The organism is Lacrimispora xylanisolvens, assembly GCF_002934545.1.
Lineage (GTDB): Bacteria > Bacillota > Clostridia > Lachnospirales > Lachnospiraceae > Lacrimispora > Lacrimispora xylanisolvens.
The window spans coordinates 1-22,334 of the sequence record NZ_PTJA01000017.1 but is presented as its reverse complement, the minus strand read 5'-3'; the positions used below and the strand labels follow the sequence as shown (position 1 = coordinate 22,334).

The window sequence follows — 22,334 nt, the reverse complement described above, 5'->3', positions numbered from 1 at the left end:
TTACCAAAATAACCCATAAGAGGTCTTGAAAGGAGAATGTGATATGTCAAATGCATTATTTGTGAAAGAGGTAATGAACGAATAACTGAATATTGGGCATATGGATAACAGACATGTTTTGTATGCCGCTTTTAGACTCTTATATATCGCTTAACTCTGTTAAACACACGATAAGATGTGTTTTTTTTGTGCCTTTTTTTGGAAAGCCAACCGCAGTGACAGCTCATAAGGGCTATTACCGCGGCATTTTTATGCCCTTTTTTAATGGTTGGCAATTTGTTTGCTGACGGAAATCAGGAAGAGAGGTTGTTTTTGAAAGAAAAAATGAATGGTTTTATCACGGCAGTCCACAGGGAACGTTATGAGGTGAGAGCCAACGGGGAAGATCTGTATGCCAGGTTAAAGGCGGGAATATATTATACGGATCATTGCGAGGAAGAATTCCCAACAGTTGGTGACAATGTAGAGTTAGAGTATAATCCTCTGGGAGACTGTCTGATTATTAAGACAATGGAACGAAAAACTGCATTTTCAAGGAAAGATCCTGATGTGGGAATGGGAGAGCAGATTGTTGCTGCTAATTTTGATTATGTTTTTATTTTAATGTCTCTGAATTATGATTTTAATTTAAAAAGGCTGGAGCGTTATCTGACCGTCTCGTGGCAAAGTGGGGGGCAGCCTGTTATTGTCCTTACAAAAGCAGATATTGCAGAAGATACCCAGGAAAAACTGGAACTGGTAAATCAGATTGCGCTGGGTGTTGATGTCTGTGTGGTAAGTGCTGTGACAGGGGAAGGCATGGAACAGTTAAAAAATTATCTGGTGCCTGAAAAGACCACTGTATTCCTGGGGTCATCCGGGGTGGGAAAATCCACCTTCACCAATTATCTGCTGGGAAAAGAGCTTATGGAAACTGGAGAAATCAGAGAAGATGATTCAAAAGGGCATCATACTACAACTCACCGCCAGCTGTTTGTAATGGATAATGGAGCCAGGATTATTGATACACCGGGGATGCGGGAACTGGGAATGTGGGTTGTGGATGACGGTATCGATTTCAGCTTTACTGATATCAATGATTTAATAATACAGTGCAGATTTAGTAACTGCACCCATAACGGGGAACCGGGATGTGCAGTTGCCCAGGCACTGAAAGAGGGGACATTGACAGAAAAAAGGTGGAAAAATTACTGGAAAATCCAAAAGGAATCTGAGTTTCAGGCAGCTAAGGAAAGCCGGAAGCAAGCTGTTATAAAAAAGAAATCGAATAAAAAAAGCAGGGGAGAATGGTAAATGAAGATTATCAGAGCAGAAGAAGTTCATGTGGAAGAAGCATTGAGGTTAGCAATAGGAGAATATGAAAATCAGTGCAGACAGATAAAGCAATTGCCGGTAATTGACGTAACGGAACAGTTACGGGGCCTGATCGCCGGTTTATTCCGTAAAAACTACGGAGTCGTTGCTATGTGTGAAGGGGAAATGGCCGGGTACCTTGCATTTACAGGACCCATAGATGGGTACTTTGGAACATGCAGGGGAGCCTATTCTCCACTGGGCGGAAATGCCTTTTCCGGTCATGACAGGGGCAGGCTTTGCTCGATGCTGATGGAAGCGGCAATGGAGCTATTATTAAAAGAGGCGGAAGTTACCAGTGTTGCCCTGAGCAGGTATGCGGATGATCCATTTGTAGACCGGTCTCTGGTTTTAAATGGTTTTGGTATCCGGTGCAGCGATGCTGTTATGGATTTGGAGGAATTTGAGATAAGGGATATTTTTCAGAATGATTTTACTTTTACAGAGCTGTTTGGAGAGGATAAGAGACGCATTCTTGATTTAAGATATGGATTAGTAAAGCATATGTCTGATTCTCCCATTTTTTTTCCAACAGATATCCGGAAATATCAGATGCATTTTCCAGAAGAACAATCCCGTATATTTGCAGCCCTGAAAGAGGAAGCGGTAATCGGATATATGTCAATACAAGATGAAGGAGAAACATTTATCAGCGAAACGGAATCCATGAAAAATATTTGCGGTGCATTTGTAAAAAAAGAATATCGGGGAACCCATGTGGCAGATGATCTGCTGTCTTATGTCTGCAATGTGTGCAAAAAGGAAGGGATCCGTTACCTGGGGGTGGATTGCGAGACATTAAATCCAAACGCACTCCGCTTCTGGGGGAAACATTTTAAAAATTACACTTACAGCTATCATCGCAGAATTGATGAACGGGTCATTGGTTATGAATCTTATCTGAGAAAAGAGTGGATATCTAACCTGTAAAATAGTACAATAGTGGATAAAGCTAACATAGGGGGGAGTTTACAAATGATTTATCTGTCACAATTTTCATTTCCCAGTATAGAAAGAGAATACAGCTTCACTATGGGATTGAAACGAACTTGTTATGATACCTTTTATCCATTTCAGATTCTGTCAAAAAATCAGCTGACCAGGCTGGATTTTGAGCCGGTTACGATTTTATATGGTGGCAATGGGTCGGGTAAGACAACAGCTTTAAATGTGATTGCAGAAAAGCTTTGCCTTACCCGGGAAGCCCTTTACAACCGGTCGAATTTTTTTAAGGACTATACGGATCTTTGCTCTTATGAAGTGGAAGAACCAATCACAAGAGACAGCCGGATTATTACCAGTGATGATGTTTTTGACTTTATGCTTAATATAAGGTCTCTAAATGAGGGGATACATCAAAAACGGGAAAAGCTGTTTGATGAATATCTGGACTCAAAGTATTCCAGTTTCCAGATGAAATCTTTGGATGATTATGAAAAGCTTAAGAAGGTTAATATGTCCCGGAGTAATACCCAGTCCCGTTATGTCAGAAAGAACCTGATGGGGAATGTAAGGGAGCATTCCAATGGAGAAAGTGCTTATCTGTATTTTTGTGAAAAGATTAAGGAAGATGGGCTGTATTTACTGGACGAGCCGGAAAATAGTTTATCACCAGAACGGCAGCAGGAACTGTTGAAATTCTTAGAAGATTCAGCGCGTTTTTTCCACTGCCAGTTTATTATCGCGACTCATTCTCCATTTCTTCTCTCTATGAGAGGGGCGAAGATTTACGATATGGATGAGAATCCGGTTGATATTAAAAAATGGACGGAACTGTCTAATGTACAGGCTTACTATCAATTTTTTAAAAAGTATGAAAAAGAGTTTTTGTAAAAGGAGGCATAACCTATGAATTTATCGTATAGGAAAGCAGAAAAGGAAGATGCTGATTTATTAGTTCAGATTTATAATGAAGCATTCTACGACGATTATGTCAGATATGGGGAATGCCCCGCTTATGGAAGATCCAGAGAAAGTATGGAGAATTCCCTGGAAAAGTACCCGAAAGAGATTATTTACTGTGATGATCAGGCTGTTGGTGTCATTGCTTTAGAAGTTTTGGGAAACGGTGAATATTATCTTGGCTGCCTTTGTGTGATTCCACAATATCAGGGGAAGGGAATCGGCTCGCGGGCACTTGAATTTATGCTAGATCATTATTCGGACTGGAAAAAGATTACTTTAATCACACCAGCGGATAAAGAAGAAAACGTTAATTTTTATACAAAAAAATTTCCATTTAAAATTGATGGGACTCAGATGGATGGGAACGTCCAGCTGGCACACTTTGTAATGGAACGGTAAATGAAAGGAGACAGGCCATGTACGTTTATTTCATGAAAAATCAAAAGCCTTTAAATGAAGAATTAATTAAGGAACACGTAGAGCATTTAAAAAGCCTGAAAAGCCAGGGGAAACTAGTGCTTTGCGGACCGTTCAGCGACTATCCGGGTGGGATGGTTGTATACTTAGCTGATAATCTGGAAGAAGCCACAAGTATTGCAAAGTCAGATCCCTTTATTTCATCGGGATGTAAAACATTTGAAGTCAGGACATTGGAAGTGGCCAATGAAGAAAATAATTATCTGTTGGAAGTTTAATAAAAGATAATAATATAAGGGCAGACAGCACTAAACTGTCTGCCCTTATAATCAGGTCTATATAAAATCAACCAGAAATTTTCTGCGGTTAGGGAGACGAAGGGTGCGTAAGGCCCGGGCCTCAATCTGCCTGATTCGTTCTCTTGTAACACCGATATGGTCTCCTACCTCTTCCAGAGTATGGGGCATATGTCCGTTAAGACCAAATCTCATATTTACCACAATCTGCTCTCTTGGTTTTAGAGATTGTAACTGCTTATTGATTTCTTCTCTCAACATAATATCAGATACACGTTCTTCCGGAGATAGTATAGTTTTGTCCTCAATAAAATCACCTAAAAAACTTGCGTTATCATCGCCAATGGGGGTATCCAGCGATACGATCGATGCAGAATCCATCATAATACGCTCTATTTTATCAACCGAAAGTCCAGTGATATCGGATAGATCCTTGGTTGTAAAAGATTCCTGTTCCTGATCAAGCCGGCGCAGGAGTTGATTGATCATGTTAACATCTTCTTTGTAATGCACCGGCAGTCGTATGGTCCTGTCCTGTTCCGCGATTCCCCGGGTGACAGCCTGACGAATCCACCATGTGGCGTAGGTGGAAAAACGGTATCCCAGTTTATAATCATAACGTTCCACAGCTTTCATAAGGCCGATATTGCCCTCCTGAATGAGGTCAAGCAGGGTTAGGGACTGAACATATGCTTCATGCTTTTTTGCAATACTGACTACTAGCCTTAGATTCGAACAAATAAGAGTTTCTTTCGCCTTTTGATCGCCCTGTGCGCAGAGCCTGGCAAGATTATATTCTTCTTCCCTGGTCAGCAAAGGCGCTTCCCCTGCCTGTAATAAATACAATTTTATGGAATCGTCTATATTTGAATCAAGTTGTTTTTCTAAAACTGCTGCATCCACATTCTGCTGTTCTGTTTCCGACATCTGATCCTCCCTGTATCTATGAAATCTCCCGTACGTATTCAATTCCCTCTAATGTATATATTTTTTCCAATACATCAGAATGATTGAACTTTTGGGAAGTGCCAACTGTAAAAATAAGTGTTCCGAATTCTTCCTCCAATGTTTTTACTTTTCCCCGCTGCATGTCATACAGAACAAAGTGGTTTTCACATGCAAAATCGGATAGTTTCCGCAGAGAAAATTGAGAATTATGTTCCAGATAAACCTCCATGCTTTTTGCGTGCTGTTTGATATAGACATCTACTTTTTTCAATACAATCAATGCGAAGACCGAAAAGAACATACCGATAACAGCCCCGGAGTAAAAGCCCGTTCCAATGGCAATTCCAAGTCCGGCCGCCAGCCAAAGTCCGGCAGCAGTGGTAAGACCCCGAACTTCATCATTTCTGGTAACAATGATAGTACCGGCGCCCAGGAAGCCGATTCCGCTCACGACCTGTGCGGCTAACCGGGTGGGGTCAGTTCCAGGATTAGTGACAGCAATATATTGATTGGTAAGCATGACCATTGTGGAGCCGATACACACCAGTACATAAGTCATAAAACCGGCAGGACGATTTCGCAGCCCCCGCTCTGTTCCCAATATACCACCGACAATCAGAGACATTCCCAGTCTCACTATAATGGAGAAAATATTTATTTCCTGCAGATAAGAGGAATACTGATTTATATATGGCACCTTTAACACCTCTTTTTTTAAATAAAACACAGAGCCTCTCTTGTCTTATTGCAAATTGACAATCAAGGCTCTTAATAGAAGCACCCTTATTCTATGTATCCGTTATTGGGCTGCCTGCTCTGCATCTCTTGCAGCAGCATATTTCTTTTCAGAAATTCTGATAATAATGCTGTCTTTTTCCACCTGAAGCTCAATGCGGTCACTTAAAAATTCAGGAATATCAGCCACTGTTATGATGGTACCAATTGGCTTGCCCTCTAAGTCTACAGTAACGGTATCAATCATGTCTTCTGGTAAAGAAGCATATGGGACTTCCATCAGCATCTTATCTAAGACTCCGGTAACAAATTCGGCATTTTCTAAGATAACATGTGCCAGGCTGTTTACCTTTGTCTTTGGATCAAGAGCCTGAAAGTTAATGTGCTCGATTTTACTATCTGTAAAGCATCTGCTGCTGTCCTTAATCTGTGTTACGATTGTCTGATCTTCTAATTTAAGCTGAACTTTACTTCCAAGTCTCTGCTTGCGAAGCAGCTTTTCTGCAGTTTTTTCCTCCATTTGAATTGAGATGGAGTTGGGAAGACTGCCACCAAAAATGCAGCAAGGCACAATGCCTTTTCTCCGCAATTGTTTTGCTTTTAATTGTTCATTACGTTTTTCCACTGTAATAGTATTCATTGTGATCCTCCTCGTAAAATTTTTTGAATATATTGGGCCGTTATTGAAAAAGAAGGGCTTTTAATGGTTTCAAAATCCTGTGAAACCAGCAAAAGCCCTTCTCTAATAGACGGTTCTTTTATATCCAATTGACATAAGTATACCATAGAGAGCGAAAAAAAGCAAATCCATTAATTGTAATTTGAACTGTTTGTGAGAAAATATTTTCTGATTATATAAAAAAACAGTTATTTTCCCGTTGACACCAAAAAAAATTGTGCTAAAATTAGAATAACAAACACAGACAAAAGCGTTGACGAGGAGGAGTACATGCGATTCCGGATGAACAGAGAGAAGATGGCTGGTGAAAATCTTCGTGATGGAAGCATGGAAGTAGCCTTTGAGCTTTGGATTGAACAGATTTTATCTCAGTAGACTCCAACGGAGATTCCCACCGTTATCAGGGGAAGCAATATCAGAAGAAGTTCTTTAATCTTCCCGTATTGTATTGAGAGCAGAAAATTATTTCTGAATTTAGGTGGTACCGCGGACACGTTAATTCGCCCTAAGCATAGCTTGGGGCGTATTTTTTTGTCTGTTTTGTAGTAAATATTACAGGAGGTATCCATCATGGATAAGAAGTATGATTTTCAAAAATCAGAGAAACAGTTAAGGATTTTCTGGGAAGAAAACCAAATTTACAAGTATGGACAGGGAAAGGAACGGCCGGTTTATTCCATTGACACGCCACCTCCCACTGTCAGCGGAACGCTTCATATTGGTCATGTGTTTTCCTATACACAGGCTGAAATAATAGCCAGGTTTAAACGCATGCAGGGGTATGATGTATTCTATCCCCTGGGATTTGATGACAACGGCCTTCCAACGGAGCGGCTGGTGGAACGAGATAAGAAGATCCGGGCAGGACAGCTGCCAAGAAGCCAGTTCCGGAATATTTGTGTGGAGACTATTGAAACGTATGAAACTGATTTTAGGGGGTTGTTTCAGAAACTGGGATTCAGTGTGGACTGGGATTTAAGCTATCAGACGGTGTCCTCTCTGTCTCAGAAAATATCCCAGAGATCATTTCTTAATCTGGTAAAGATGAAAAAGGCTTACAGGAAAGAGTCGCCTGTTTTATGGTGCACCCAGTGCCAGACGTCCATCGCACAGGCAGAGCTTGATACTCTGGAATTGGAATCCAGCTTTCACTATCTGAATTTTAAAACTTCTCTGGGAGATTTACTGATTGCAACTACCAGACCGGAACTGCTGTATGGCTGCGTATGCATTTTCGTTCATCCACAGGATGAGAGATATCACAAATTCATCGGGAAAATGGCCACAGTTCCCCTGTATGATTTTGAAATACCCATTATGGCAGACGAGATGGTATCCATGGAAAAAGGAACGGGCGCTGTTATGTGTGCAACCTTTGGTGATTCAACAGATGTTTCCTGGTATCAGACCCATCAGCTTCCTTATAAAAAAATAATTCTGCCGGACGGAACCATAAGCGGGGAGGTTCCTTATATTGGGGGATTGGAAGTCAACCGGGCAAGGCAAAGAATGGTGGAAGAATTAAAAAGCAGAGATCTGCTTGTAAGGCAGGAGGCAGTTTCTCACAGCGTGGCTGTTCATGAGCGGTGCGGCCAGGCAGTGGAAATCATTCCTTCCAATCAGTGGTATATTGATGTATTGACGGAAAAAGACAGATTTTTAAAGGCAGCGGATGAGATCAGCTGGCATCCCGCCCATATGAAAAAGCGATATCAGATATGGGTTGAGAATTTAAAATGGGACTGGTGTATTTCCAGACAGAGGTATTTCGGAGTTCCATTTCCGGTCTGGTATTGTAAGGAATGCAAAGAACCTATATTTGCAGAAGAAGACCAGCTCCCTGTAAATCCACTGGAAGAAATGCCAGGGAAAGCATGCAGCTGCGGATGCACACAGTTTCTTCCGGAGGAAGCGGTATTTGATACCTGGGCAACGTCTTCCGTAACCCCTTTTATCAATGCCGGATATGGTGAGGATTTTGACAGAAGCAAAGAGATTCTGCCCATGGGAATGAGAAATCAGGCACATGAAATCATTCGTACCTGGGCGTTTTATACCATTGTAAAAAGTCTCTACCACACTGGTGAAATCCCCTGGAAGGACATTATGATCAGCGGGTTTGTACTGGCAAAACCCGGAGAGAAGATCAGTAAATCAAAAAATAATTCATCTAATTCGCCCCTGGCACTGATTGAAACCTATTCGGCGGATGCAATCCGGTATTGGGCAGCCAGCAACAAACTGGGTACAGATACATTTTTCAGTGAAGATGAAATGAAGGGTTCCAGAAGATTTTTGACGAAGCTTTATAATGCGGCGAAATTCACAATTATGCAGTTGAATGATTATGAACAAAAGGAAGAATTTGATCCTGAGACCCTGCTGCCGATTGACCGGTGGATGTTGGAACGGGTTAGTGAAACTACCGGTGTTGTAAAAAAACTTCTAGACGATTTTGAAATTGGTCAGGCAAGGCATGAAATTGATGATCTGTTCTGGCGGGATTTTTGTGATTACTATATTGAAATTGTAAAGGAGCGTCTTTATCAGCCGGAAAAGCATGGCGTAAGAGAACGATATTCAGGACAATATGGGCTGTATTACAGTCTGCTTGGTATATTGAAGCTGTATGCAGTTTATACCCCGTTCATAACAGAGTATATATATCAGGACTTTTACCGGAGTCATGAAGAAATGTTGTCCATCCACCAGACGATTTGGGAACGGAGAGAAGCCAACAAGATTTATCTGGAATTTGGGGAACAGGTGAAGGAGCTGATCGGAACAGTTCGGAAGGAGAAGACGGAAAAGCAGCTGTCCATGAAAGATGAGATTCCTGAACTGATTATTACAAGTTCCAAAAGATTCCGGGAATTTTTTAAAGCGACAAAGCTGGATATACAGGCTTGTACCGGAGCGAAGAAGGTTATGATAAGGAGCTGAATGATTCAGAAAAAAGATTGAGGTTGCGTGAGTCCCCCATCCGCGATACTCTTATGGTAAGGGAATTGAAACGTTGATAGGAGAGGTTAATATGGAACGGATGGAGGATTTTTTCGCAGCTCGGGTTGATGAATATGAAGAGCATATGCTTTCTGGGGTGGAAGGATGTGAACAGGCTTATGCACTGATTCCTTCTCTTCTTACTGAGTCATGCAGAGATTTGCTGGATCTGGGCTGTGGAACAGGTTTGGAGTTGAATGAGATTTTTAAAAGATTTCCGGATCTTTCTGTCACAGGAATTGATATAACCCGTGAAATGCTTGATCAATTAAAACAAAATTTTCCAGACAGGAAACTGAATTTAATATGCGGAAATTATTTTGATGTTGATCTGAAAAGGAATACATTTGATTGTGCCATTTCATTTCAGACAATGCATCATTTTAAGCATGAAGCAAAGATCGGGTTATATCAGAAAATTTTTGAAGCCTTAAAAGGTGACGGATGCTACATTGAATGCGATTACATGGTAGAAGATCAGGAAGAGGAAGATCTTCATTTTGCAGAGTATAAAAGGCTCAGAGATGAGATGGGCATTCCAGAAGGGGAGTTTTACCATTATGACACACCATGTACGGTCACAAATCAGATTGCCATGCTAAAAAAAGGCGGATTTGAGAGGGTAGAAATGGAATTCCGCATTGGTAATACCACCATTCTTCTAGCCAGTAAACAAGTGATTCCTGATAAAGATTGACATATATTACATTATAAGGTAATATCAGATTATTATAAAGAAAAGAGAGGTAAGTGTATGTTACGTGTGTCAGTATTGGAGATCGCAACTAACTAAATAGTTGAAAAGGAAAGACGAAGACGATTTACGTGATTAGTCTGCCCTTTTTCGGCTGTCATGCCGATAAATCTGCCTTACTGAATGCTTGACTTTTGCACTGCAAAAGCGCATACCTTCCAAATATTTGTCTGTACCAGACTGACATTTTGAAAGCATAACGGTAAAGTTATGCTTTTTTTTGTCTTTTTTTCCTAATCTGTCTGGAAGCAGGTCTTATTTGAGATCGCTAAAGCATTATGCCTGTGGGGCAGATGAACCGGCGGTCATTTTTTATTGATTGAAGGGGAAAACACATGGAAATTATTAAAACGGCTGGGTTAACCAAAAATTTTAAAAGATTTAAGAAACAGGCAGGTATGCTTGGAAGTATTAAGGGGCTGATCAGACGGGAGTATGAAGAAAAACAGGCGGTTGGTAATCTGGATCTTACCATCCGGGAAGGGGAATTTGTAGGCCTGATTGGACCAAACGGAGCGGGCAAGACAACGCTTGTGAAGATGCTCACCGGTATTATTGCACCCACCAGTGGTTCTGTAAGTGTACTGGGGTATTATCCCAATGATCTGGAGCATGAATTTAAGCAGCAGTATGCAGTCGTAATGGGTCAGAAGAGTCAGCTGTTCTTTGAACTGACCGTGGAAGATACACTTCGCCTGTTTAAAGAAATCTATGGATTACCGGAAGAGGAGTATGTGAGTTCCAGGGATTATTTTGTGAAACTGTTTCAGGTACAGGATCTGATGCATGTTCAGGTCAGGACGCTGTCTCTTGGAGAGAGGATGAAGATGGAACTCATTGCTGCACTGCTTCACAATCCAAAGATTATATTCTTAGATGAGCCTACTATAGGGCTGGATGCAGTTGCGTCAAAACAGATCCGGGGATTTTTGGCAGAAATTAATGAAAGACGGGGAACCACCATTATTCTCACTTCCCACTACATGGAGGATATAAAGGCTTTGTGCAAACGGTCAATCGTCATCAATCATGGCTGTAAGATCTATGATGGAGACACGGAAAAGCTGTTTGAACGGTTTCAGAAATTTAAAAAAATAACCTTTACCTTTTCTGAACCGACGCTGCTGCCTAATCTGGAGTTTGAAGCGCGGATTCTGGAACAGACACCTTATAAAAAGGTGATTATGGTGCCAAAAGAAAATGCAGCAGGTTTGCTGAGAGAACTAATGAATCTGCTTCCCACTGACATAACGGTTGAAGAAGAGGAAATCGGAACCATAGTAGAGAGAATCTATCGGGAGGGGGGAGATGGGCTTGCGTAAATATCTGGAAATACTTAAAATTTTTATTAAGACCCAGCTTGCCTGGCGGGGAGACTCGGTCATTCAGATTTTATTTTCATTAACTAGGATTCTGTTTGCCTCTTTGCTATGGGGAACCATATTTGCAGGCAGAGATGAGGTGGCGGGGTTTACCTTAAGCAGCATGATGTCTTATTATATTATCAGTTCTTTCCTCACTCAGCTGGATATGTCTTCTAAAGTGAGCATGGAGATCAGCCAGAGAATCAGGAATGGGACCTTTTCAAAATATATGGTTCTTCCGGTAAATATTCAGGGGTATTTTGTTGCCATGGAAATGGGGATGGTGCTGTTTCATCTTATTATTTACTTCATTACGTCTGTTATCTGGGTTTTTATATTCCGGATCAGATTTGTTTTTGCACCAGATCCGGCGATTGTGGCAGGGATAGGTATTTTAATCCTGCTGGGGCTGTTTTTCATGGCTCAGCTTAATTACTATTTGGGGCTGCTGACTTTAAAATATGAGGAAATCGGGTTATTTCTTATGATAAAAGATAATCTGGTGGCGTTTGTCACAGGCAGTATTATTCCGCTTACGCTGCTGCCAGAGCATTTCCTTTGGATAATGAAAGCATTTCCTTTCTATTATGTGACCTATCTTCCCTCCATGCTGCTGATCGGGCGGCTTAAGGGGGAACTGGGAATGGGTCTTCTGGTTCTTTTTTGCTGGTGCGTGGTTCTTCAGGCAATCATTCATGTTACATGGCAAAATTACAGGATTAAATATGACGGGGTGGGAATATGAGGAGCAGAATAAAAAGAAATTTACGGATGGTAAGAGTCTTAATTAATTTGCGGCTGCAGAATTTAATGATGTTCCGGCTGGGATTTTTTGGTCCATTCTTTGTGGACAGCTGCGTTTTTCTCGTCCAGCTTTGTGTGTTTGAGGTGATTTATTCCAATGTGAACCGGATCGGCACATGGGGGAAGGGTCAGATGATTCTTTATATCGGAACATTTTCCATGATTAATGCCATTAATATGATAATCTATTTTTTCGGGATTAACAGCATTCCGGATAAGATTAAAAATGGAGATATGGATTTGTACCTGACGAAACCAGGGAGCCCTTTGCTGCGGCTGACATTTGAACGGGTCAATCCGGGGTCTGTTCCACTGCTGTTTTTAAGTGGAGTGATTATTGCCTACGGGATTAAAGAGGGAGGAATTAAGATTACTCCCATCCTGGTACTGGGGTATGTGTTCTGGGTAGCGATTATGACGGTATTGTATTATCTGGTTGAGGTACTGATCCGGTCTTTTACGTTTTTTATATTGACTAGTGGAAACACAATCATTCTGGAGGAAGCAGGGCTTACCTTATGTATGCAGCTGCCGGGAATTGTGTTCTACGGAGTCTACAAAGTGATTTTTTATGTGATTCTGCCCTATGGGATCATGGCGACCATACCGGTTCAGTTTCTCACAGGGGAGCTGACGTTTGCCGGAGCTGTTTGGGGAATCCTGATTGCAGCAGGCTTTACCCTATTGACGGCTTTTGTGTGGAAGCAGGGAATACGGCATTATAATAGTGCAAGTTCATAAAAGGAGAAAAATAAGATGAGAGATGGTTACGTGTTAAGAAAAGGATATCAGGAGGACGAAAGGGCAAGAAATAGTTTTAACCGGCTGGCTGGGCAGATATTTGGTCTGGATTTCGAAAACTGGTATCAGAACGGTTACTGGAAGAATAATTATATCCCTTATTCCATTCTTAAGGAAGATGAGGTCCTGGCAAATGTTTCTGTAAGTCCCATGGTGTTCCGGGAAAATGGAGTGCAGCGGCATTACATTCAGCTGGGGACGGTTATGACCAGCAAAGCCTGCCGCAATCAAGGGCTGATCAGGCAGCTGATGGAGGAAATTCAGCGTGATTATGAAGGAAAGACGGAAGGCTGGTTTTTATTTGCCAATGAAAGTGTACTGGATTTTTATCCTAAGTTTGGTTTCAGGAGGTCAGATGAATTTGAATATGAAAAGGACGTGACCATTGATCAGGAGGCAACTGCTGTAAAAATACAGATCGGAGAAAATGATCAGCTTCTCAGGCTTAAGCGGGGGATGAAAGAAAGCTGCCCTCAGAGCAGTCTGTGGTTGGAAACCAATGAAGAACTTACCATGTTTTATGCACTGGACTATTTGAGTAAAGATATTTATTTTATTCCGGAGCAGGGGGCTTATGTATTTGCCGTGCTTAAGAAAGGCCAGCTGCATCTGCAGCAGGTTTTTGCCCCGGAAAAGGTGGATTTGGACCGGATAGCAGCAGCCTTTGGCAGAGAGGTAAAGAGTCTGGTTCTGGGATTTTCTCCAATTGATAAACAGGGTTTTACCTGCTCAAAGATAAAAGACAACGATACGGTACTGCATGTAAAAGGATCCGCGTTAGACAAAGTTGAAGGGGATTTCTTACGGATTCCAGAGCTGGCTCATACGTAACTAATTTTTAACCGGCTGCCATGAAAGAAATTGACGGTTTTACTGACTGGTGTTACAATTTCAGAATATAAGGAACGAAACTAGCAGGAGAAACCTATGGCAGCCGAACCCAATGAAACCGCCCAAGTAAATGAGATACAAAAGGAATATACCAGAATCGATAAAGACTGGCTCAGCCTTCATTATAAGATATCCATCGGAATGGTACTATTTGCCCTGGCAGTAGAATGCATTATGGGTCTCATACTGGTGAATACAGACATGCTGAATACAACCGTTCCCAAATTTGTTTTCAAATTTATACTGGTACCAAGCGGCGTGAATGGATTGTGTGCAGTGATAGACCATATGGTGGTAAAATCAGAAAAAATTTCTCAGACCGCTAAGATTTATACAGTATCCATAATTAACACAGTTATCTGCTTTTCTCTGTTTACGGCCCACAGTGCATTCACTGTTACGTATTATGTGTTTGTGACAGCCATAATTTTAACTACAGTTTATGCAAGCTATCTGGTTACACTCTCTACTTCTGTCAGTGGACTGGCGTTACTGGTGATATCTGAGCTGTTTATCACCTGGGATGTGGACAAGCCTACCATTTTTCAAAGTACGCTCAGACTGGGAAATTTTCTGATTGCGCTGTTTATTATGTTTTCCGTATCCATGATCTGTATGGTGGTAATTCACTATGAGAAGCGGAAAAACCGGGCCAGTATCCGCATTGAAGAGGAACGGATCACTTTGACAAAGCGGCTGAAGATGGACGAGCTGACAGGCATCTATAACCGGAAAGCACTCCATGATGCAATGAGAGATTTAGAAGACTGCAATCCCCAGGATAATTATATATTTGGGATTACGGATATTGATAAATTTAAAAACATCAATGACAGCTGGGGGCATCAGACCGGTGATAAATGCCTGATCGCTTTTGCGCAGCTGTTAAAAAGCAACTGTATCAAGGCAAATGTATACCGGTATGGCGGGGATGAATTCTGCATCATCTTTCATCATACTGATATAAATGAAGCATATGAGACGGCAGTTTTAATTCAGGATCAGTTAAAGAAAGTAGAATTTAAGGAGTACCCGGAATTACAGATGACTGCCAGCTTTGGGCTTGCACAATATGGGAGCGGGATGAATGCCGCCAGATTGTTTATGAGTGCTGATCAGGCATTATATCAGGCTAAAATTACAAGAGATGCCATACGGATACATGAAAAAGAAATATAGTCAGAGATAAAGAAGGGAGGTAATTGGCATGTTTGATTTTTTAAAAAAGGAAAACACAAAACATCACAAACCAAAGTTTGGACTTAAGGAATTGCTTCATTATGTGGGACCGGGGCTTTTGGTCACGGTTGGATTTATTGATCCGGGAAATTGGGCTTCCAATATCGCGGCAGGATCGGATTATGGATACACACTGCTTTGGATGGTCACTCTTTCAACCATTATGCTGATTATACTCCAGCACAATGTGGCACACCTTGGAATTGTAACAGGAGACTGCCTGGCTGAGGCAGCCCACAAGCATTTAAAGCCCTGGCTTTCAAAGATTGTTTTATCAACTGCAGTTCTGGCAGCCGTTTCGACCGCTATGGCGGAAATTCTTGGAGCGGCCATAGCCCTTAATCTGCTGTTTCGGATTCCGGTAAAGCTGGCCTCTGTACTCATACTGGCTTTGATTTTATGGATGCTGTTCACCAATTCCTATCAGAAGCTGGAAAAATGGATCATTGGCTTTGTTTCCATCATTGGATTGTCATTTATTTATGAACTTAGTCTGGTAAATGTAGACTGGAATCAGGCAGTAAGGGGATGGACTACCATTGAGTTTCCCAAAGGTTCCATGCTGATTATCATGTCAGTGCTGGGGGCAGTGGTTATGCCTCATAATTTATTCCTTCATTCGGAAATTATTCAGAGCAGACAGTGGAATTTAGAGGATGAATCCATTCAGAAGCTTCAATTGAAATATGAATTTGCTGATACGTTACTATCCATGATAATCGGTTGGGCAATTAACAGCGCGATGATTATACTGGCAGCCACCACATTTTTCACGAAAGGCGAGCATGTCTCAGAGCTGGGTCAGGCAGCACAGATGCTAAAACCACTGGTGGGACCAGGTGCAAGTATTATTTTCGCGGTTGCGCTGCTGTTTTCAGGAATAGCATCTACCACCACTGCAGGTATGGCAGGAGGGTCCATATTTGCTGGAATGTTTGGGGAACCTTATGATCCCGATGATCTTCATACCAGGTTTGGAGTAACGTGGATTTTAGTGATTGCTGCGTTTGTAATCTTCCTTATCCGTGATCCTTTTAAGGGACTGGTATACAGCCAGATGCTTTTAAGTGTGCAGCTCCCCATTACCGTATTTTTGCAGATTTATCTCACGTCCTCAGAACGTGTCATGGGTAAATATAAAAATGGACTTCGGGATAAGATTCTTCTCGTTGCCATAGGTGTGATCTTAACGATTTTAAATATAATGCTTTTTATTGCTGCAGGAAAGGGCTGAAATTATGAAAAACCCATTAAGCTATCAGGTGACAGAATTTGATTGCGGACCCACTACACTACTGAATGCCATGAGTTTTCTTTTCCGCAGGGAGGAAATACCGCCTGATATTATCAAGCATATCATGTTATTCTGTCTGGATTCTTACAATACAAAAGGGGAATTCGGCAAAAATGGAACTTCCCAGATGGCAATGATGTTCATGAGCAACTGGTTTAACCAGTTTGGAAAAGTAAAGAAGTTTCCCGTCCAAAGTGAATACTTAACCGGGAGCGATGTGTATCTGGGAGAAAACAGTAAAATAATATATGGACTTCAGCAGGGTGGTGCTGTGGTCGCCAGAGTCATGTATGGCTGCTGGCATTATGTGCTGATAACAGGTTCTGATCAGGATTATGTTTATCTGTTTGATCCCTATTACAGGAAAAAGCCGTTTAAGCAGAAGAACCTGGAGCTGATTACCGATATGCCATGCCTCAGAAACCGGAAGGTTCCATGGGAATTGATGAATGGTACGGGAAAAGAACCTTATGCACTTGGTCCGGTGGAAACAAGGGAGGCGACCATCCTGTTTAACAGGGAAACCCAGAGAAAACCGGCAGATACCATTGAGTATTTTATTTAACAGAAATGAATCAGGACAGCAGATGTTGCCCTGATTTTTTTGTTTTCCCTTATTGATAAATATGATATGATAAAGCTATATTTGGATTACTTTTCCAGTGAAAGAAATCAGTCAGGAGGAATTGCGATGAATTTCCCAGGTACGGTTGTTTTGGAAACAGAAAGGTTGGTTATACGCCCGTTTTGCGGAGCGGATGCCCATGATATGTTTTATAACTGGGCAAACAGCAGTCATGTCACCAGATTTTTAACATGGCCGGTTCATGAGACAGTAGCGGATTCAGAGGAAATTCTTAACGCATGGGTGAAGGATTATGAAAATCCGAAGAATTTTAACTGGTGTATTGAATGGAAGGAGAACCATCAGGCCATTGGCAGTATCAGTGTGGTACATATGAATGAAGAGATTGAAGAGGCAGAGATCGGATACTGCATTGGCGAAGAGTATTGGAAAAAAGGTATTATGACGGAAGCATTAAAGGCGGTGATGGGATTTCTGTTTGAAGAAGCTGGCCTCAACCGGGTATGTGCAAGACATGATACCAATAATCCTAATTCCGGCAGAGTTATGAAAGCAGCGGGAATGTTGTATGAGGGAACCATGCGGCAGGCAGGCAAGAATAATATGGGAATCTGTGATTACTCTTTATTTGCAATCACAAAAGATTTATATTTCAATCATCCATTGTAATTAGGAGTTTACTGGAATAGTAAGAAAGAAATAAGGAATGATAATAGATTATGTGATACAGAACAGAAAGCATACATGCGGGAGGTAATTCATGAAGACATTTAAAGAACTTTACGAGCGTACAGTAAGTGAGGCACTGTCAGGAAATTTTGATCCGGCGGAAACAGAAAACGGCAATACTTATGATCCCTATCATCTGGATTGCCTGCTGAATCCCGAAAAGCATCCCATTGTAATTCGTACAGGTGACTGTGATTGTGGAGAAGGGGAACAAAAGGAATGTGTCAAAAGATGCCCGTTTGGAGCGATTAAGGCTGAGAAAGATGGAATAGTGGTAGAACCGGAATTATGTCTGGGCTGCGAAAAATGTATTGACGGCTGTGTCAGAGAAAAGCTGGCGGCCAGTACCGATATCATTCCTGCTCTCAAAGCGGTAAGGAGCGCAGAGGGGCCTGTTTATGCCATGATAGCTCCGGCATTTTTAGGACAGTTTTCCAGTGATGTTACACCTGGAAAGTTAAGAAGTGCATTGAAAGAAGTGGGATTTGACGGAATGCTTGAAGTTGCCTTATTTGCGGATATCCTGACGCTAAAAGAAGCGTTGGAATTTGATAAAAATATTAAGGGAAGCGGAGATTATCAGCTGACAAGCTGCTGCTGTCCCATGTGGATCGGTATGATCCGCAAGGTTTATCATCAGCTGGTTCCCCATGTACCTGGTTCCGTGTCTCCCATGGTTGCCTGTGCCAAAGTGGTAAAGGCACTTCATCCAGATGCGCTGACTGTATTTATTGGTCCCTGTCTTGCGAAAAAGGCTGAAGCAAGGGAAAAGGATTTAGCTGGTGCAGTGGATTATGTTCTTACGTTCCAGGAAGTAAAGAATATTTTTGACGCTCTGGGAATTGATCCCGCAGTGATGGAAGAAAGTGAAAAGGATCATTCCTCTAAAGCAGGCCGAATCTATGCAAGAAAGGGCGGAGTAAGCGAAGCAGTGGAACATACCGTGAAGGCAATCAGCCCTCAAAAGGAAATTCAGATCCGCACAAAGCAGGCGGATGGAGTACCTGCCTGCAAAAAGATGATTCAGGATATTATGGACGGAAAGATTGATGCCAACTTTTATGAAGGAATGGGCTGTGTGGGCGGCTGCGTAGGCGGACCAAGATCGATTCTGGGGAAAGAGGAAGGAACTGAGCTGGTGAATGAATATGGAGAGAAAGCAACCTATCAGCATCCGGCTGAAAATCCCTATGTAATTGAGCTTCTACACCGTTTAAATCTTGATACGATCGAGAGCCTTTTAGAGGAGACGGATTTATTTAGCCGTAACATAACGTGATGTCGGACAATACTGACAGGATCATAGATTCCCATGTGCATATGGGGATCTATGGTTCTTATGAAATCAGATTAGAAGAACTTTTAAATGATATGAACCGATTTGGTGTGGATCAGGCGGTAATCTCTGATATCGGTCTCAATTCTCTTGATGAACAGGGAAGTGAGAGATTTCCGGATAAGGATACGATTGCTCTTAACAGCTGTGCCCTTAAGCACATAAACGCATATGGAGACAGGTTTTTGCTGCTTTTTTGGGTTCGTCCCCTATTTGACCGGAATAAAGAACGGATTTCCAGTTTTCTGCTGGAAAATAAAGGGCGTATGGGAGGAATGAAGGTTCACCCGAAAACTGCAGGCGTACCTTTTTCTTCTGCTGATTATAAGCCATATATAGAGATCTGCAGAAAGCATAACATACCGTTTTGTATTCATACCCAGAGGGATGGATACAGCAATATAGAGTATGTGTATGAAGCAGCAGCTGATAATCCTGATGTCACATTTGTGGCTGTACATATGGATTTAGGCGGTGACAGGGAAAGAGCCAGTGAATTAATCGCAAGCTGTCCAAACCTTTATGGGGATACTACTTTAGTTTCCAAAGAAGAGATGATAAAAGCCATTAAAAAATGCGGACCGGAAAAAATTCTGTTCGGAACGGACGCGTCTGTGTTTGGAAGGGACAGCTATAAACGCTATGAAGGCTTTTATGACACAGTTCTTGAAATCTTCGGCAGGGATGGAGCAGAGAAGGTATTTTATAAAAATGCCAGGAAGTTATTCTGGAAGGAGAAGTATGAATAGCGGTTTAATTTATCCAAGAAAACATGATAAAGAAACGGTATACTTAAAGAATGTAGTAAAAGATCCGGCAATTACAATTGGGGATTACACGATATATAATGATTATGTAAACAATCCTGTGAATTTTGAAAAAAATAATGTACTTTATCATTATCCGGTTAACAATGAGCATTTGGTTATTGGCAGGTACTGTTCCATTGCCTGCGGAGCGAAATTTATATTTACTTCCGCCAATCACACCCAGAGATCTCTGTCATCTTATCCTTTTGGTATCTTTTTTGATGAGTGGGATCTCCCTGTGGAACGCATTACGGATACATGGGACAACAAAGGTGATATTGTAATCGGAAACGATGTGTGGATTGGTTATGAAGCGGTTATTATGCAGGGAGTACATATTGGTGATGGTGCAGTGATTGGAACCAGAGCGGTTGTAACAAAGGATGTGGAACCATATTCAATTGTTGGAGGAGTTCCTGCAAAAACAATTCGTCCCCGCTTTGATCAGCCAGTAATTGACGCACTTCTTACTTTAAGATGGTGGGACTGGCCCGAAGAGAAAGTAAAACGGAATGTGGAAGCAATTACTTCTGGTAATGTGAGAAAGCTGCTGGAGGAGAATAAGTAATAATTTCAGGAGGACAGTACGAAGGTCTGCCCTCCTGCCTGTGCAGACACTAGGAGGCGACAAATGATCAAAGTACTTTTTTGTGATTTGTTTTTTACACTGATTGTCCCACATAATCAAAGACCAATGGAATGTGATGTTTTAAACCTTAGTCCGTCTGAATGGGAGCATTATTCAGAAGAGGCAGCTCTTTACAAAAAACGGGCTCTGGGGGAGGTTCATACAGAACAGAAGATTATTGAGGGTATCGTGGTAACACTCCCGTTTTCTGTAACAAAAGAGCAGGAAGAATTGCTTTTGGACAGACGGGAGAAGCGAATGAGGTGGGCCCTGGTCAATGTGGATCAGGAGATTCTGAAAACGTTAAAAGCTATTAGGGATCTGGGTATTAAAACATGTCTGATCAGTAATGCAGATGTAATTGACTGTAAATATTGGAAAGATTCACCGCTTTATGGATTGTTTGATTTATCCATATTTTCATGTAATGTAAAAATGCTAAAGCCGGACATCAGAATATACCAATATGCCATGGAACAAATGGGCACTACGCCGGATAGGAGCGTATTTGCAGGCGATGGCGGTTCTGATGAGCTGCAGGGGGCAAAATTAGCTGGAATGAAAACGGTTCTTTCCGAATATTTAGATGTAAAACCGGAGGCGGAAAGAATAAAGATTTTAGAATATGCAGATTACCATATTAATAAATTCTCTGGTCTGATTGATTGTCTGAAAGCAGAATGGGGATGTAATTTTAGGAGGGGTAAATGATGAGAACCGAAAAAGAAATGTATGATCTGATTCTTGGTATCGCTCAGGCTGATGACAGAATCAGAGGAGTTTACATGGGCGGATCCAGAACAAATCCAAATGCAGTGCGGGATCTGTTTCAGGATTATGATGTGGTTTACATAGTAAATGAGACGGAGTCTTTTATCAAAGATACACCATGGATCGACCGTTTTGGAGAACGGCTTTTTATGCAGTATCCAGATGAAAACCCGGCTTTTCCCCATAAGAAGGACGAAAGCTATGGGTGGTTAATACAGTTTTCAGACGGTAACAGGCTGGATCTTCATGTGATGATTCCGGATCGTGCCCAAAAAGATATATCTGCCGACCGGCTCTGCAAAATTTTATTGGACAAAGATAACATTCTGCCTGTAATCCCGGAATCATCAGACCAGAGCCATTGGGTGAAAAAGCCCTCGCAGACAGAATTTTTATGTACCTGTAATGAATTCTGGTGGTGCCTTGATAACGTAGCCAAGGGATTATGGAGAAATGAGATCCCATATGTGCAGGATATGCTCAATCATTACATACGGCCCCAGCTGGTGACACTGTTATCCTGGAAGATCGGAATTATGACCGGTTTTTCATGCAGTATCGGAAAGGCCGGTAAGGATATGTACCGGTGGTTGTCAGAGGGAGAATGGGAGAGATTTTTAAAGACATATGCGGATGCAGAGGCAGAACATATCTGGGAAGCAGTAGAAATAATGTGTAACCTGTTTCATGAGGTGGCAGGATTTGTGTCAGGTGAGCTTGGCTTTTTCTATGACATGACGGAGGCGTCTAACTGCATGGGATATTTAAAACATGTCAGAGAACTTCCTGGGGATGCAAAACAAGTTTATTAATCAAATCGTATCACAGACATTACGTGTGATAAAGGAAAATCCATGGATTTCTGTAAACACCGCAATAGAAATCCATGGATTATAATTGTGTGACAGTAAAAAATAAACCCCCTGCTATGCAGGGGGAGGGCTGATCTTTAGATATAAGTTACTCCTGTGCTAAAATAAATGTAGGTCTGC

At 41.7% G+C, this 22,334-nt stretch carries 23 protein-coding genes and 1 other annotated feature; of the genes, 20 read left to right on the top strand and 3 right to left on the bottom strand.

Translation table 11 applies throughout. From position 1 onward, the window contains the following. Nucleotides 1–312 precede the first annotated feature (312 nt). From rsgA to BXY41_RS23945, 5 genes are read left to right on the top strand one after another with little or no spacing between them, the layout of a single operon-like run. Complete coding sequence (gene rsgA / locus BXY41_RS23965) at nt 313–1,293, top strand: ribosome small subunit-dependent GTPase A (protein WP_242980362.1); 981 nt, start codon at nt 313–315, stop codon at nt 1,291–1,293. Then, the gene (locus BXY41_RS23960; RefSeq protein ID WP_104439410.1) at nt 1,294–2,283 is read left to right on the top strand and encodes a GNAT family N-acetyltransferase; all 990 of its coding nucleotides are present in this window, start codon (nt 1,294–1,296) and stop codon (nt 2,281–2,283) included. Between the two features lie 45 nt (nt 2,284–2,328). Beyond that, the gene (locus BXY41_RS23955; protein ID WP_104439409.1) at nt 2,329–3,186 is read left to right on the top strand and encodes an AAA family ATPase; all 858 of its coding nucleotides are present in this window, start codon (nt 2,329–2,331) and stop codon (nt 3,184–3,186) included. 15 nt (nt 3,187–3,201) lie between these two features. After that, complete coding sequence (locus BXY41_RS23950) at nt 3,202–3,657, top strand: GNAT family N-acetyltransferase (protein WP_104439408.1); 456 nt, start codon at nt 3,202–3,204, stop codon at nt 3,655–3,657. A gap of 17 nt (nt 3,658–3,674) precedes the next feature. After that, nucleotides 3,675–3,953 (top strand): YciI family protein, encoded by a 279-nt coding sequence (locus BXY41_RS23945; RefSeq protein WP_104439407.1) that lies wholly within the window; start codon nt 3,675–3,677, stop codon nt 3,951–3,953. Nucleotides 3,954–4,010: 57 nt separating this feature from the next. On the opposite strand, the gene BXY41_RS23940 is transcribed toward BXY41_RS23945, so the two are convergent. From BXY41_RS23940 to BXY41_RS23930, 3 genes are all read right to left on the bottom strand, one after another. Further along, on the bottom strand, nt 4,011–4,898 hold the full coding sequence (locus BXY41_RS23940; protein ID WP_104439406.1) for a sigma-70 family RNA polymerase sigma factor: 888 nt from the start codon (nt 4,896–4,898) through the stop codon (nt 4,011–4,013). Between the two features lie 16 nt (nt 4,899–4,914). Continuing rightward, on the bottom strand, nt 4,915–5,616 hold the full coding sequence (locus BXY41_RS23935) for an MgtC/SapB family protein (protein WP_242980354.1): 702 nt from the start codon (nt 5,614–5,616) through the stop codon (nt 4,915–4,917). Nucleotides 5,617–5,718: 102 nt separating this feature from the next. Next, nucleotides 5,719–6,294, bottom strand: coding sequence for a 50S ribosomal protein L25/general stress protein Ctc (locus BXY41_RS23930; RefSeq protein ID WP_104439405.1), 576 nt, complete (start codon nt 6,292–6,294; stop codon nt 5,719–5,721). A gap of 283 nt (nt 6,295–6,577) precedes the next feature. Then, nucleotides 6,578–6,844, top strand: a binding site (T-box leader). Nucleotides 6,845–6,903: 59 nt separating this feature from the next. On the opposite strand from BXY41_RS23930, the gene BXY41_RS23925 reads away from it, so the two are divergent. From BXY41_RS23925 to BXY41_RS23855, 15 genes are all read left to right on the top strand, one after another. Then, complete coding sequence (locus BXY41_RS23925) at nt 6,904–9,276, top strand: valine--tRNA ligase (RefSeq protein WP_185140393.1); 2,373 nt, start codon at nt 6,904–6,906, stop codon at nt 9,274–9,276. A 91-nt stretch (nt 9,277–9,367) separates the two neighbouring features. Continuing rightward, the gene (locus tag BXY41_RS23920; RefSeq protein ID WP_104439403.1) at nt 9,368–10,033 is read left to right on the top strand and encodes a class I SAM-dependent methyltransferase; all 666 of its coding nucleotides are present in this window, start codon (nt 9,368–9,370) and stop codon (nt 10,031–10,033) included. A gap of 392 nt (nt 10,034–10,425) precedes the next feature. After that, the gene (locus BXY41_RS23915; protein ID WP_104439402.1) at nt 10,426–11,412 is read left to right on the top strand and encodes an ABC transporter ATP-binding protein; all 987 of its coding nucleotides are present in this window, start codon (nt 10,426–10,428) and stop codon (nt 11,410–11,412) included. Continuing rightward, nucleotides 11,399–12,199 (top strand): ABC transporter permease, encoded by an 801-nt coding sequence (locus tag BXY41_RS23910; protein WP_242980352.1) that lies wholly within the window; start codon nt 11,399–11,401, stop codon nt 12,197–12,199. Before BXY41_RS23915 ends, BXY41_RS23910 begins: the two co-directional genes overlap by 14 nt. Further along, nucleotides 12,196–12,999, top strand: a complete 804-nt coding sequence (locus tag BXY41_RS23905) for an ABC transporter permease (RefSeq protein ID WP_104439401.1) — start codon at nt 12,196–12,198, stop codon at nt 12,997–12,999. Before BXY41_RS23910 ends, BXY41_RS23905 begins: the two co-directional genes overlap by 4 nt. 15 nt (nt 13,000–13,014) lie before the next feature. Next, the gene (locus tag BXY41_RS23900) at nt 13,015–13,890 is read left to right on the top strand and encodes a GNAT family N-acetyltransferase (RefSeq protein ID WP_104439400.1); all 876 of its coding nucleotides are present in this window, start codon (nt 13,015–13,017) and stop codon (nt 13,888–13,890) included. A 96-nt stretch (nt 13,891–13,986) separates the two neighbouring features. After that, nucleotides 13,987–15,129, top strand: a complete 1,143-nt coding sequence (locus tag BXY41_RS23895) for a GGDEF domain-containing protein (protein WP_104439399.1) — start codon at nt 13,987–13,989, stop codon at nt 15,127–15,129. A 28-nt stretch (nt 15,130–15,157) separates the two neighbouring features. After that, complete coding sequence (locus BXY41_RS23890; protein ID WP_104439398.1) at nt 15,158–16,423, top strand: Nramp family divalent metal transporter; 1,266 nt, start codon at nt 15,158–15,160, stop codon at nt 16,421–16,423. A gap of 4 nt (nt 16,424–16,427) precedes the next feature. After that, nucleotides 16,428–17,048, top strand: coding sequence for a C39 family peptidase (locus BXY41_RS23885; protein ID WP_104439397.1), 621 nt, complete (start codon nt 16,428–16,430; stop codon nt 17,046–17,048). A 126-nt stretch (nt 17,049–17,174) separates the two neighbouring features. Next, nucleotides 17,175–17,738, top strand: a complete 564-nt coding sequence (locus BXY41_RS23880; protein WP_104439396.1) for a GNAT family N-acetyltransferase — start codon at nt 17,175–17,177, stop codon at nt 17,736–17,738. A 91-nt stretch (nt 17,739–17,829) separates the two neighbouring features. After that, complete coding sequence (locus BXY41_RS23875) at nt 17,830–19,077, top strand: [Fe-Fe] hydrogenase large subunit C-terminal domain-containing protein (RefSeq protein WP_104439395.1); 1,248 nt, start codon at nt 17,830–17,832, stop codon at nt 19,075–19,077. Beyond that, entirely contained in the window at nt 19,077–19,883 is an 807-nt protein-coding gene (locus BXY41_RS23870; RefSeq protein ID WP_104439394.1) for an amidohydrolase family protein, read from the top strand. Before BXY41_RS23875 ends, BXY41_RS23870 begins: the two co-directional genes overlap by 1 nt. After that, nucleotides 19,876–20,511, top strand: coding sequence for a CatB-related O-acetyltransferase (locus tag BXY41_RS23865; RefSeq protein WP_104439393.1), 636 nt, complete (start codon nt 19,876–19,878; stop codon nt 20,509–20,511). Before BXY41_RS23870 ends, BXY41_RS23865 begins: the two co-directional genes overlap by 8 nt. Nucleotides 20,512–20,574: 63 nt before the next feature. Next, the gene (locus BXY41_RS23860; RefSeq protein ID WP_104439392.1) at nt 20,575–21,282 is read left to right on the top strand and encodes an HAD family hydrolase; all 708 of its coding nucleotides are present in this window, start codon (nt 20,575–20,577) and stop codon (nt 21,280–21,282) included. Continuing rightward, nucleotides 21,279–22,154: an aminoglycoside 6-adenylyltransferase gene (locus tag BXY41_RS23855; RefSeq protein ID WP_341457884.1), complete on the top strand. Its 876-nt coding sequence runs from the start codon at nt 21,279–21,281 to the stop codon at nt 22,152–22,154. The genes BXY41_RS23860 and BXY41_RS23855 overlap by 4 nt, the downstream gene beginning before the upstream one ends. The last annotated feature ends 180 nt before the right edge of the window (nt 22,155–22,334 follow it).